This window comes from Tissierella sp. (assembly GCF_052089545.1).
Taxonomy (GTDB): domain Bacteria; phylum Bacillota; class Clostridia; order Tissierellales; family Tissierellaceae; genus Tissierella_A.
The window spans coordinates 2264-15421 of sequence record NZ_JBQDAA010000035.1; the positions used below are offsets into that span (position 1 = coordinate 2264).

At 28.6% G+C, this 13158-nt stretch carries 11 protein-coding genes; 7 read left to right on the forward strand and 4 right to left on the reverse strand.

Annotated features, from left to right (window positions below; genetic code table 11):
- The first annotated feature begins 71 nt into the window (after positions 1 to 71).
- The 5 genes from ACTHW2_RS04390 (at position 72) to ACTHW2_RS04410 (ending at position 3678) form a co-directional block, all read left to right on the forward strand.
- On the forward strand, positions 72 to 296 hold the full coding sequence (locus ACTHW2_RS04390) for a DUF1659 domain-containing protein (RefSeq protein ID WP_442262570.1): 225 nt from the start codon (positions 72 to 74) through the stop codon (positions 294 to 296).
- Between the two features lie 31 nt (positions 297 to 327).
- The gene (locus tag ACTHW2_RS04395; RefSeq protein WP_442262572.1) at positions 328 to 546 is read left to right on the forward strand and encodes a DUF2922 domain-containing protein; all 219 of its coding nucleotides are present in this window, start codon (positions 328 to 330) and stop codon (positions 544 to 546) included.
- 12 nt (positions 547 to 558) lie between these two features.
- Entirely contained in the window at positions 559 to 702 is a 144-nt protein-coding gene (locus ACTHW2_RS04400; protein ID WP_442262574.1) for a YvrJ family protein, read from the forward strand.
- 81 nt (positions 703 to 783) lie between these two features.
- Positions 784 to 3003, forward strand: a complete 2220-nt coding sequence (gene recD2 / locus ACTHW2_RS04405; RefSeq protein ID WP_442262576.1) for an SF1B family DNA helicase RecD2 — start codon at positions 784 to 786, stop codon at positions 3001 to 3003.
- A gap of 12 nt (positions 3004 to 3015) precedes the next feature.
- Positions 3016 to 3678, forward strand: a complete 663-nt coding sequence (locus ACTHW2_RS04410; protein ID WP_442262578.1) for a ComF family protein — start codon at positions 3016 to 3018, stop codon at positions 3676 to 3678.
- Here ACTHW2_RS04410 and ACTHW2_RS04415 read toward each other — a convergent pair.
- The 4 genes from ACTHW2_RS04415 to ACTHW2_RS04430 form a co-directional block, all read right to left on the reverse strand.
- Positions 3675 to 4574 carry a YihY/virulence factor BrkB family protein gene (locus ACTHW2_RS04415; RefSeq protein ID WP_442262580.1) on the reverse strand — a complete coding sequence of 300 codons (900 nt, stop codon included), beginning with the start codon at positions 4572 to 4574 and terminating at the stop codon, positions 3675 to 3677. The two genes, ACTHW2_RS04410 and ACTHW2_RS04415, sit on opposite strands and share 4 nt — an antisense overlap.
- Before the next feature lie 28 nt (positions 4575 to 4602).
- Positions 4603 to 6600, reverse strand: a complete 1998-nt coding sequence (locus ACTHW2_RS04420; RefSeq protein ID WP_442262582.1) for an alpha/beta hydrolase family protein — start codon at positions 6598 to 6600, stop codon at positions 4603 to 4605.
- 14 nt (positions 6601 to 6614) lie between these two features.
- A complete protein-coding gene (locus ACTHW2_RS04425; protein WP_442262584.1) occupies positions 6615 to 8294 on the reverse strand; it encodes a hypothetical protein in 1680 nt (559 codons plus the stop codon).
- Between the two features lie 102 nt (positions 8295 to 8396).
- On the reverse strand, positions 8397 to 9641 hold the full coding sequence (locus tag ACTHW2_RS04430) for an HlyC/CorC family transporter (RefSeq protein ID WP_442262585.1): 1245 nt from the start codon (positions 9639 to 9641) through the stop codon (positions 8397 to 8399).
- A gap of 548 nt (positions 9642 to 10189) precedes the next feature.
- On the opposite strand from ACTHW2_RS04430, the gene hpf reads away from it, so the two are divergent.
- Positions 10190 to 10732 carry a ribosome hibernation-promoting factor, HPF/YfiA family gene (hpf, locus tag ACTHW2_RS04435; protein WP_442262587.1) on the forward strand — a complete coding sequence of 181 codons (543 nt, stop codon included), beginning with the start codon at positions 10190 to 10192 and terminating at the stop codon, positions 10730 to 10732.
- 122 nt (positions 10733 to 10854) lie between these two features.
- On the forward strand, positions 10855 to 13158 hold a 2304-nt coding region (secA, locus tag ACTHW2_RS04440), incomplete at its 3' end, for a preprotein translocase subunit SecA (RefSeq protein ID WP_442262588.1).

The following is a 13158-nucleotide window of genomic DNA, read 5'->3' on the forward strand; positions in this document are numbered from 1 at the left end:
TTTTTTTATGTAAAAATAGTAAATTTATATTTTAGATCTATATAGTTAATAAGAGATAGGAGGTGAAAAAGATGGCTATAAAAAGTATTAAAGAAAAAACCAATTTAAAACTACAATTAGATGGAGGAATTGTAGATGAAAAACAAAGAATTATATCTAAATCATTTACAAAGGTAAAACCAGAAGCTTTAGATGAAGAACTTTACCAAACAGCTAAAGTTTTAGAAAGTCTTCAAAACAATGGGCTCTTAAATGTATTAAGAGTTGAAGAAACTTCTATTAAAGAAGAAGTCTAGTATTAGTTATAAGTAGATAGGGGGTGAAAAAATGATCAAAAAAACATTGGAATTAAGATTTTTAGATGGAGTAAATAAAAGATTTAGAGTTTCTCTTGCAGATCCTAAAGAAGATTTATCTAAGTTAGACATAGAAGATGCTATGGATTCAATAATAGAAAAAAACATATTTAAGTCTAATGAAACTGACCTAACTATGAAAGAAGAGGCTAGAATCATAGAGACTAGTACAGAGCTTATAGAATTCTAAGGGGTGAAGTAAATGGAAGAGATATATACTCATATAGCTAATTTAGGCTTTCCCATAGTTATCTCCATATATCTCTTGGTGAGAATAGAAGGAAAACTAAATCAGCTAAGTGAAAGTATAATTGAGCTTTCAAAAACAATAGCAAAGATTATTTAAAGAAAAGACTGAGAAATCAGTCTTTTTTTAATACATATTTTTAATACATATGTTATAATTTATCTATGATGGAGGGGTGGAATGTTAACTATAGAAGGTGTAATAGAAGATATTATATTTAGAAATGAAGATAATGGATATACAGTTGCAAAGCTTAATTCAAGTGATGGTTCAGTTACCATAGTTGGAAATGCAGCTTTTATAAACATAGATGAGATGGTTGAGGTAAGAGGAGAGTGGATATATCACGATAAATTTGGGGAACAGCTTCAATTTGAAACTATTAAAACTACCATACCCTCTACTCTAAAGGGAATAGAAAACTATCTAGCTTCAGGGATTCTGCCATATGTTGGACCGAAAACTGCTAAAAATATAGTAAATGAATTTGGTGAAGATTCATTAGATATTATTCAATATAATCCTGAAAGGTTAAAAAAGATACCTGGTATAGGTGAAAAAAAGATTGAAAAGATAACAGCTGCTTATGAAGAACAAAGAGAAGTAAAAGATATAATGGTTTATCTTCAAGGCTTTAATATTACTGTAAATAATGCTATAAAAATATATAAAAAATATGGAAAAGATACTGTAGGAGTAATAAATGAAAATCCATATAGGCTATCAGAAGATATACACGGAATAGGATTTAAAACTTCTGATGCACTTGCTAGAGAGATGGGTATAGGGTTAGATTCTCCTTATAGAATAGAAGCAGGACTTAAATTTACAATGATGAAAAGTTCAGGAGATGGACATTGTTACCTACCTAAAGATGAACTTCTTTATAAGACATCTCATCTTTTACAAGTAGAAACTTCTCTTATAGAAGAGTCTATTCGAGACCTAATATTTAAAAAGAATTTTCATATAGTAAATGAATTAGAGACAAGCTTAGTATATTATATGCCTTTTCATGTAGCTGAAAATAATGTAGCTAGAAAGATAGTAGAACTTTCAAAGGTAGACTTTACAGATCTCCAGGTAGATGTTGAAAAAGAAATAAAACGTATAGAAGATGAAGAAGAAATAGAATTTCATTCAAAACAACTTATTGCTATAAAAGAAGCTGTTGAGGATGGTGTAGTTATCATAACAGGAGGGCCTGGAACAGGAAAAACTACAACCATAAATGCTATTATAAATATATTCGAAGATTTAGAAATGAATGTAGTATTAGCTGCCCCAACAGGTAGGGCAGCCAAAAGAATGACTGAAACTACAGGAAGAGAAAGTAAAACAATTCACAGATTACTTGAGTTTGCATATATGGAAGAAGATATGGGATTTAACAGAGATGAAGATAGTCCAATAGAGGCAGATGTTATAATCATAGATGAGTCATCTATGATAGATATACTTCTTATGAATAGCCTTCTAAAAGCCATAAATGAAGGAACACGTATCATACTTGTAGGGGATATAGATCAGCTACCAAGTGTAGGAGCAGGAAATGTACTTAGAGATATTATAAACTCTGAAAGTATAAGAGTTGTTATGTTAGATAAAATATTTAGACAGGCTGAAGAAAGTATGATAGTAGTAAATGCCCATAAAATTAATAGGGGAGAGATTCCAATATTAAATGGGAAAGATAAAGACTTTTATTTTTTATCTCAGCCGAATTCTTCGTCTACCTTAAATACTATTATAGGATTAAATAATGAAAGACTTCCTAAATATTATGACTACGATCCTTTAAAAGATATACAAATTTTAACCCCTATGAAAAAAGGTGATGTAGGAACAAAATCTTTAAATAAAAAACTCCAAGAAACTTTAAATCCAAAATCAACTTTTAAAGCAGAAAAGAAAATAGGAGATGAACTATTTAGGGTAGGAGACAAGGTCATGCAGGTAAAAAACAACTACAATCTAGAATGGAAAAAGATAGTAGGAAATATGACCGTAGATAAAGGAGAAGGAGTCTTTAATGGAGACTTTGGATATATAGAATCTATAGACCATGAAGCGAATAATTTAAAAGTTTTATTTGATGATGAAAGACTTGTAGAATATAGTTTTAATGGATTAGATGAACTAAAACTTTCCTATGCTATTACAGTTCACAAATCTCAAGGAAGTGAGTTTCCAGTAGTTATAATGCCAGTGCACTGGGGGCCTCCTATGCTTTTGACTAGGAACTTAATATATACTGGAATAACAAGAGCTAGGGAACTTGTAGTATTGGTTGGAGAAGTAAAATTTCTCCAAATGATGATAAAAAACAATAGGATAGCTAAAAGGTATTCAAGCTTAGATAAAAAAATAAAGGAATATATAGAAGTTTTTTACTCTTAGGAGGCATATAAAATGGAATATATCAAAGAGGCTTTAGAGTTTGTTTTTCCTACAAAAGATATATGTTATTTTTGTAGATCAGAAGATAGTAAGGTAGAAAACTATATATGTAAATCATGTAATGATAAGGTTGCAAGAGTCCATAAAGAAGTCTTTTTAGGAGATGTAAATATAGAAAGATGTTTTTATACTACTATATATGATAGTTTTATGAAGGATATTATTAAAAAATTTAAGTTTAATGATAAATCCTTTTTATATAAAGCTTTAGCTGATATTTTGCTTGAAACAATATACAAAGAAAATATAAAAGATAAAATTGATATAATAAGTTTTGTTCCTTCCCATAGAAGAAAAGAAGCTGTAAGAGGATATAATCAAGTAGAACTTTTAGCAAAATTTATATCTAAAGAGTTAGATCTACCTATTTTTAATGGATTGTTCAAGGCACGGCATACTCCAGATCAACATTTTTTAGATGAGCTAGGGAGAAGGAAAAACTTAAAGGATGCTTTTAGGGTTAGGAACAAAGAAGAGATTAAGGGAAAGAGGATATTACTTTTAGATGATATTTTGACAAGTGGTTCAACTATGAAAATGTGTGCAAAAGAACTTATAAAAAATGAGGCAAAGACAGTTTTTGCACTTGCCCTTACCTCAAGTAGAAAGCTCTAAAGTTTATGTATAATATTTATGAGTAAACTTTTATTGTTATTTAATTTATATCCATAAGTTCTAAAAGATTCTAAAGTAGCATTTATTTCGCCACCTAGTACAATAATTATACTGCTTATATAAAGCCAAATAAAAAGAAGTATGATTCCAACTAAACTTCCATAAGTAACTGCATATCTTCCAAAGTTATTTACATAATATGAAAAAAGTACTGAAGTAAGCATCCACCCAAGTGTAGTAAAAATAGCCCCTGGTAGTGTGTTTGTAAACTTTATTCTATAAGACTTGCTTCTACATGGACTATATTTATAAAGAAGTGCAAACATAAGTATCATGTACACAAGCGGAATTACAATTCTCATATAGGACCATAATATTTTAAAAAAGGAACTAAGTCCCAAAAATGTGAAAAACTTATTAGCAAGAACCTCTCCAAATATTAAAGTTAAAAAGACCAATATAATAAGAAGTATAAGGGCTATAGTAAAAAAGAAAGATATAATTCTAAGTCTTATATAAGATCTACCTTCACTATAATCATATGCCTTATCTATGGCTTTAATCACTGCTTTAATACCAGAGGAAGAAGACCATATACCAACAATGGCTGAAATAGATAAAAGGCCTTGACTACTAGATGTAGTTATTTCTTTTATAAAATTTTGAAATATTTTTTGTGTTTCAAGTGGCAAATAAAATATTATATTTTCTAAAATATCTGGCTTAACAAAAGGTGTATAGCTTACAATATTTAAAAGCATTATTATAAATGGAAATATTGAAAGTATTAGAAAAAAGGTCATCTGAGTTCCTGTTACAAAAACTTCATCATCTTTTATTCTAAAAAGCAATTGATCTAAAAATATTATAGGTCTCACACGTGTTAGTCTTTGCAAAAAGGTACTAATAAAAACACCTCCTAAGTTATTTTAAATATAGTTCAAACCAATTCTTTATTTCTTCAAGTCTTTTTATTCTACTCTTAGGTTTGCCGCTTCTGCTTAATTCGTGATTTTCTCCTTTAAACATACAAAATCTTGTTTCTACACCATGATACTTTAAAGATGTAAACATCTGTAGTCCTCCAGAAAGAGTACATCTATAGTCTTCCTGGGAATGTATAAAGAGAGTAGGAGTGGATACTTTGTCAGCGTATTTTATAGGAGAATGATTCCAAAGTTTATCAAAATCATTCCAAGGGCTAGCTGCTATTTGATCATCTACAAAATAATATCCGATATCAGTTGTACCAAATTTAGATATCCAATTTGAAATACTTCTTTGAGAAACAGCTGCTTTAAACTTACAAGTATGACCTATTATCCAATTTGTCATAAAACCTCCATAGGAACCACCCATAAGGCCTAATTTATCTTCATCTATAAAATGATACTTGTCTAATACTAAATCTTTAAATAGCATGATATCTTCATAATCAATAGTGCCATATTGACCTCTTATGTCAGCAAATTTATCGCCTCTTCCATCACTACCACGTGGATTACAGAAAAATACTACATAGCCTTGATTTGCTAAATACTGCATTTCATGAAAGAAAACCTCGCCATATGCTGTTTTAGGGCCACCATGAATACTTAAAATACCAGGGTAAGTCTTACCAAGTGAAAAATTAGTTGGTTTCATAACCCAACCTTCAATAAGAGTCTCATCTTCAGTTCTAAAGGTAAGTTTTTCAGGTATAGAAAGAGATTTCTCCTCTAATACCCATTGATTAAGACTTGTTAGCTGAAACTCTTTTTTTCCATCTACTAAATACACTTCTTGAAGCCTTAAACTTCTTAGGCCTACAAATTGTAATTTGTCATTTACAATATTCATAGAGTCGATAGAACCTTTTCTAAAGGTAAGCTTTTTAATCTTTCCAGTTTTATCAATCTTTTTAATATATGAAGAGTCACCTTCTGTTGTAACGAAGTATAAGAAGTCTTCATCTACCTTTATAGTTTCATATTTACCATATCTAGAGTCACTTGCTATTGAATTTGTAATACTAAAATTAAAAGTATCATCTGATATTTTCTTAGCATTAGATCCTGTAAAATCACATAAGTAAAAACTAGGATTTTGATTTAAGCCAAATTCCTCCATATTTGTTCCGAAAAATATAATCTTTTTATTTAAAAAATCTGCATATGAATAATTAAAGTCATGAAAAGGAGAAATCTTAACTAATAATCCCTTTTCAATATTATAGATTTGAAGATCTGTATAGCTATATTTTTTATCTATATAGGAATTAGTAACGAGAACTATATTTTCTCTGTCTTTATCTAGTTTAAACTCATATACATCTGTAAAGTCATCTGTTACAGAAAGGAGTCTTTCTGTTTCTATGTTATAGATATATAATTTATTTCTTTTTTTATTGGTAAATCCTTGACCATTTGACCAAAAAGGTATTTCATCTAGTATTTCTACATGACTATCTTTTTTTAAGTTTTGAAGTAAGACTTCCCTTTCCTCTTTTGAAAGGTCTATAAATCCAGAAAATGTAGGATCGAAATCTGCTGTAAGCAATATATTTTCCTTATCAATTACTTCTATAGAGTTAATATTTAATGGTAGCTCAAATAAGATGTCTAACTCTTCCTCGTAAATATCCATCTTATGGATTGATGTAAATGGTTCTTTATTTTCTGTTTTTTCTTTATCTGTATCTTTATCACTTGAAAAAAGTAAAGTTTTTTTATCTTTCCAAATTAAATTGTTTATATTATTTTGAGATATAAGTTCTTTATAAGAATTATCACTACTATCTAAAATATAAATACTTGAATCATATTTGTTTTTTTCTAGATTTATTTGGTTACAAATAAATGCACTAAAATTAGCATCAGGAGATATTTTAAGTGAAGATAAATATTTATAATTAGTAAAGTCATCTAATAATAACTGGTCCATAATTTCCTCCTATTTTACTTTTTAAGATCTATTAAATTAATTACTTTATTCTTATTTGGATTTTTATTGGTGTCTAAATATCTTGAGATTCTCTTACCAAGTGGTGAAATAGAGATAGATTCGATTTCATATTTATCATAATTTATTATTCCTAATAGATTTAGTAAGTTTCCATAGGAGAAAAACAAATTATGATCGTCTTTTACAAATAATTTATTTGAATATTTTTTCGATATATCCATATTTGAAAGAGTGGATAAGATAAAACTTCTATAATTATTAGAATCATTTATTAAATTATCTTCTAATATACTTTCAAATATAATAGTATATTTTTCATATTCTTCTAATAGAGAAAAACTGGTTGCTATCTTATTAAAAACCATAGTATGTCCATCTATACTGAGTAGTTTTAAATTCAAAGCTATATTATAAAATAAATCTATATTGATAAAATGTTTTTGATTAGGTGTTTTTGTAAATGGTCTTGTTTTATTTTTTAAAGAGTCATTTATCATAAATAGGTCTTTTCTTTTTAACTTTTTACCTTTTTTAGTTAATCTTATATCATTAGATTCTATATATAGTAGAAAGTTATGGAAATCTTTTATAAAATCTAAGGCTTTATAATTTAAAGAGTCTTCAATATGATAGGATAGATCTTTATTTATATTAAAATCTACATCATAAGAATTTAAAAGTCTTATATACTTAAAAGGGCTCTTTCCTATATCTAATATTTCCTTATAAAGGTTTTGGTAAGATGAATTCTTTTTACTTAAAAAATAAAAATATAGTTTAAAAGTATCAATATAAGATAGAAGATCTTCTTTTAATATTATAAGGCCATTATCAATAGAGGTAGAGAGGATTTCATCTAAGCTTATACTTAAAAAATCTTTTAAATCATCATATTCAGAAGAAAAATAAAAATCTATTATATCTGAAAGGTTTGTTATGTGTATATCTACTTCATCTTCATCCATTTTAACACTTAAATAATTTTCAAATTCACTAAGGCTTTCTAAGTCATCAATTCTATGAAAGTCTAAACCGTCTTCATTTCCCATAGCATCAAGGATTGTTTCGTCATATATTTTATATAAATTCAACCCAAATCTTTTCAAATAATCTTTCATAGTAAGTCTTCTATAAGTTTCTCTTACAAGGTTAAAATCAAATAATACTCCTTTTATAAAATCATACTTGCTAGATGGAGGCAAATAGTTTATATCACCTATAAAGTTGTAGTTATTCAAGCTTAAGCCTATTCTAGAGAAGACATATTCTCCTTCTTTTATTATATTGGATAGATCAGGTTCTAGAAGAGAAAATCTTTTTCTAGTTAAAAGATCTTCTACATATGTATATTCACCATCATATTCTAATATTTTAAATAAAGAAACATAAGATACTTTTCTTTCTTCTAAAATCTTTCTTTCTTTTGAACTTAAAGATTCAGATTTATCTTCTAGAAATTTTTCTGTAAATGTTTTACCATCTTTATTTATATAGTCTAGGCTAAGCCATATATTAAAAGCTACATTATTTTCTGTATTATAAAAATAGGAGTACTCCTTATCGAGTTCTTCTATCACTTTGTTTAAGTTTATGTTTGTATATATATATTTAAATAATTTTTTAGTAACATCAAATTCTATTTTTTTAAGCTTACTTAAGTTTACTGTATTCATAACTTCCCCCTAAAAATAATATCTTAAATATTATTATACACTATTAGTATTCTAAGTTCTAATAACAATATATAAAAGTATATAAAAATAAAAAGATGAGAACTAAGTAAGTATTCTCATCTTTTCGATTCTGTTTTTTTCTATCTTTTCAACTATAAATTTTATATTTTCATATTCTATTGTTTCTTCTTCATCAGGAAATCTACCAATCAAACCTATTACAAAGCCTCCTATAGAATCAAAGTCCTCAGATTCTATATTTGTACCTATGAGATCATTTAATAAATCTATTTTCATACTTCCATCTACTATATACTCATCTTCTTCTATAACTTGTATTTCTTCATTTCCTTCATCATACTCATCGGTAATCTCGCCTACTATTTCCTCTACTAGGTCTTCAGTAGTTATCATACCTGCAGTTCCTCCATACTCATCTAATATAATAGATGTAGGGTAGTTACTATCTCTCATTTCTTGAAAAAGTTCTTGAGTAGATTTAAATTCGTATGTAAAAAAAGCAGGTCTTAAATAATCCCTAAGATTAAATTTGTCTTTATCTTCTATATAAAAGATAAGATCTTTTACATGAAGGATGCCTATTATATCGTCAATATCTTTTTCATAAATTGGAAGCCTCGAAAAGGTTTCTTCTTTAAAAAGTTCAACCAAATCTCCATATGAAGAATCGACACTTAAAGCAACCATATTTGTTCTAGGAGTCATTACATCTTTTGCTTGTGAGTCTCTAAACTCAAAAACATTATATATCATTTTTGTTTCTCCCACTTTTAAAACACCTTCTTCATGACTTACATTCACTATGGTTTTTAGTTCATCCTCTGTCATAAGAGGTTGTGTTTTGGATATATTACCACCTAAAAATTTTATAAGCACATTTGTTATAGATGTTAGTACATATATAATAGGACTTAAAATTACAGTTATAAAATAAATTGGTTTTGTAACCTTTAAAGACACCTTTTCAGAATTTTGGGCTGCTAATGACTTTGGAGTAACCTCCCCAAAGATAAGAACCAAAAGGGTCATAAGTCCAGTTGCTATTCCAATACCTGTGTTTCCGTATAGATCTATAGCTATAGAAGTTGCAAGTGATGAAGCGGCAATATTGACAATATTATTACCTATTAAAATTGCACTTAAAAGCTTATTTGGCTTTTCTATTAAATAATTTAAAAGGTTTGCATTTTTAACTCCTTCATCAACCATCTGTCTAAGTCTTATTTTACTTAAAGAAACTAAGGCTGTTTCAGAAGATGAAAAAAAGCCTGAAAGAGCTATTAATATAAAAAGAGCTATAAATTCTAATGTTAAATTAGATTGCATTTATTCACGTCCTTGTTTTAATTGTTATTTATATTATACCCAAAATTTTAATTTAAAGAAAGAAAAATGTATTAATTAAGAAAATAAGACAAAGTTAATAACAATTAACAAACTTATCCACATAAAAGAATGGACAAACCCAGTAATCCACAAAGTTATTAACATTATCCACAAAAAAATTCAATCCACCTATTCACAAGTTATAAAGAAGACTTGCTTTAGGTGTTTTTTCCTAATGCTTAGTCGCCCTCATCCAGCTCCGCAGGGTAAAGAAGACTTGCTTTAGGTGTTTTTTCCTAATGCAAAGTTGACCTTATCTAGCATTATTTAACTTATTCACAAAATAATATAATGATTTTTTATAAGATTTTAAATCCTAAAAATAAGATATATTTAAATATGGTTTTAGTATAAACTTTATATTTAGTTAATATTATTTTGTAAGTAGACTTTTAAAAGACATGTGATATTTTTATTTAATTGGGTAATATATTAATAAATATATAAGTTTAATTTTTAAATTGACTTATATGAAAGGAGCTGTTTGTATGAATATACAATTCGTTGGAAAAAATGTAGAATTAACTGATGCATTAAAAGAGGTAACAGAACAAAAACTGAGTAAGCTGGAAAAATATTTTGAGGATCCTATCAATGGAAATGTAACGTTTAGTACACAGAGAAATAATAAAACCATAGAGGTTACAATAAATTTACCTGGGACTATTCTAAGAGCTGAAGAAACAAGTGATGATATGTATGCAAGTATTGATAAATCTGTAGATATATTAGAAAGACAAATTAGAAAATACAAGACAAGACTTCAAAAAAGATATAAAGAAGGCCAAACAATAAGATTTGAAAATGTACTGCCATATGAAAGAGAGGAAGAGACAGAAGATCCTGATAAGCCTACAATAGTAAGAAGAAAAAGATTTTTCCTACAGCCTATGAACTATGAAGAGGCAGTTCTTCAGATGGAACTTCTTGGACATAATTTCTTTGTATTTAGAAGTGCTGAGACTGAAGAAATAAGTGTAATTTATAAAAGAAAAGATGGTAATTACGGTTTGATAGAACCTGAACTATAAATTTAAAGTTGTAGCTTGAAAGCTACAACTTTTTTTATTGTCAAAAACTCTCTTTAAAGTTGAAACTATTGTGTATAAGTGATAAAATAAATGATGCGTTTACATTGAAAGGTGGGTATAATATGGGATTTTTCCAAAGACTCTTTGGTGACTATAGTACAAGAGAGCTTAAAAAAATAGAATCAGATGTAATAAAGGTACTTGATTTAGAAAAAACAATGGAAAAACTAAGAGATGATGAACTAAAAAACAAGACAGAAGAATTTAGAGATAGATTAGATAAAGGTGAAACATTAGAAGATATAATGGTTGAAGCATTTGCGGTTGTAAGAGAAGCTTCATGGAGAGTACTTGGAATGAAACATTTCAAAGTACAAATTCAAGGAGGTATAATTCTTCACCAAGGAAGAATAGCGGAGATGAAAACAGGTGAAGGAAAAACACTTGTAGCAACCCTGGCAGCCTACTTAAATGGTCTGACAAAAAAAGGTGTTCACATAGTTACAGTCAACGACTATCTTGCAAGCAGAGATAAAGAGTGGATGGGAAAACTTTATGAATTTTTAGGCCTTACAGTAGGATGTATTGTCCATGGTATTACAAGTGAAGAAAGAAAAGCTGCTTATATGGCAGATATTACTTATGGTACAAACAATGAATTTGGATTTGACTATCTTAGAGACAATATGGTTATATATAAGGAAGAGATGACTCAAAGACCACTAAACTTTGCTATTGTAGATGAGGTAGACAGTATATTAATAGACGAGGCTAGAACTCCTCTTATAATATCTGGTGCAGGAGATAAATCTACTGAATTATATGGTCTAGCAAACAACTTTGCTGGTACACTTACAAGTAGAGTTATAGAACAAGATGAAGAGAAAAATGACTTTTTTAATAGGGAAATAAAGGAAGAAACAGTAGACTTTTTAATAGACGAAAAATCTAAGGCTTGTACTCTTACAGAAAATGGTACAAAAAAAGCAGAAAAATATTTTGGTGTAGAAAACTTAGCTGATATGAACAATATGGAGGTAGCACATCATATAAATCAAGCTTTAAAAGCTAGGAGTCTAATGAAAAGAGATATAGACTATGTTGTAAATGATGGAGAAGTTTTAATAGTAGATGAATTTACAGGTAGACTCATGCATGGTAGAAGATACAGTAACGGTCTTCACCAAGCTATAGAAGCTAAAGAAGGTTTAAATGTTCGTTCAGAGTCAAAAACTCTTGCAACTATTACATTTCAAAACTACTTTAGGATGTATAATAAATTGTCAGGTATGACTGGTACTGCTAAAACAGAAGAAGATGAGTTTAGAGAAATCTACAATGTAGATGTTGTGGAGATTCCTACAAATAAACCAATTCGAAGAGATGACCAGTCAGATAGTGTATATAAAAATGAAGCTGGTAAATATAAACAAGTAGTAGAAGATATAAAAGAAAAACATGAAAAGGGTCAACCAGTCCTAGTTGGTACTATAACAATAGAGATGTCAGAACTTTTAAGCAAGATGCTTAAAAAAGAAAGAATAAAACATGAAGTCTTAAATGCAAAGCATCATGAAAGAGAAGCTGAGATTGTAGCCGATGCAGGAAGATTTGGATCTGTAACTATAGCTACAAATATGGCTGGTAGGGGAACAGATATAGTTCTTGGAGGAAATCCTGAAAATAAAGCTAAGCTTGAATTAAAGAAAAAAGGATACGAAGATGAAGTTATAAATCTCATAGATGGATTTTTTGAAACAAGAGATGAAAGAGTTTTGGAAGCTAGAAAAGTATATGAAAAACTTTACGAAGAATATAAGAAGGAATCAGATGAAGAAGCAAAAAAGGTAATAGAAGCAGGCGGGCTTCACATAATAGGAACAGAAAGACACGAGTCAAGAAGAATAGACAATCAATTAAGAGGTAGATCTGGTAGACAAGGAGATCCTGGAAGTTCAAGATTTTTCATATCACTTGAAGATGATCTTATGAGACTCTTTGGTGGGGAAAGACTTACAAGACTTGTAGAAACTATGAACATGCCAGATGATGAATCTTTAGAACATGGGCTTTTAACTAAGACCATAGAAGGTGCACAAAAGAAGGTTGAAGGTAACAACTTTGCTATCAGAAAACATGTACTTCAATATGATGATGTAATGAATAAACAAAGAGAAATCATATATGGTGAAAGAAGAAAAGTTCTAGAAGGAGAAAGTCTAAAAGAAGATATAGGCAATATGGTAAGAAACTTAATAGAAACAAATATTGAACTATATACAAATGGATCAAAGTTTCCTGAAGAATGGGATCTAGAAGGATTAGAGAACTATGTTGTAAAAATGTTTGGATTTAAAAAAGGATTTTTAAATAAAAATAATATAGAAACTCTAACAAAAGAAGATCTTATAGAAAGTATAATAGAA

Bases quoted from the DNA above. Each gene is read 5' to 3' on its own strand.
- ACTHW2_RS04390 (WP_442262570.1), top strand. From the start codon at position 72: ATGGCTATAAAAAGTATTAAAGAAAAAACCAATTTAAAACTACAATTA.
- ACTHW2_RS04395 (WP_442262572.1), top strand. From the start codon at position 328: ATGATCAAAAAAACATTGGAATTAAGATTTTTAGATGGAGTAAATAAA.
- ACTHW2_RS04400 (WP_442262574.1), top strand. From the start codon at position 559: ATGGAAGAGATATATACTCATATAGCTAATTTAGGCTTTCCCATAGTT.
- recD2 (WP_442262576.1), top strand. From the start codon at position 784: ATGTTAACTATAGAAGGTGTAATAGAAGATATTATATTTAGAAATGAA.
- ACTHW2_RS04410 (WP_442262578.1), top strand. From the start codon at position 3,016: ATGGAATATATCAAAGAGGCTTTAGAGTTTGTTTTTCCTACAAAAGAT.
- ACTHW2_RS04420 (WP_442262582.1), bottom strand. From the start codon at position 6,600: ATGGACCAGTTATTATTAGATGACTTTACTAATTATAAATATTTATCT.
- ACTHW2_RS04425 (WP_442262584.1), bottom strand. From the start codon at position 8,294: ATGAATACAGTAAACTTAAGTAAGCTTAAAAAAATAGAATTTGATGTT.
- ACTHW2_RS04430 (WP_442262585.1), bottom strand. From the start codon at position 9,641: ATGCAATCTAATTTAACATTAGAATTTATAGCTCTTTTTATATTAATA.
- hpf (WP_442262587.1), top strand. From the start codon at position 10,190: ATGAATATACAATTCGTTGGAAAAAATGTAGAATTAACTGATGCATTA.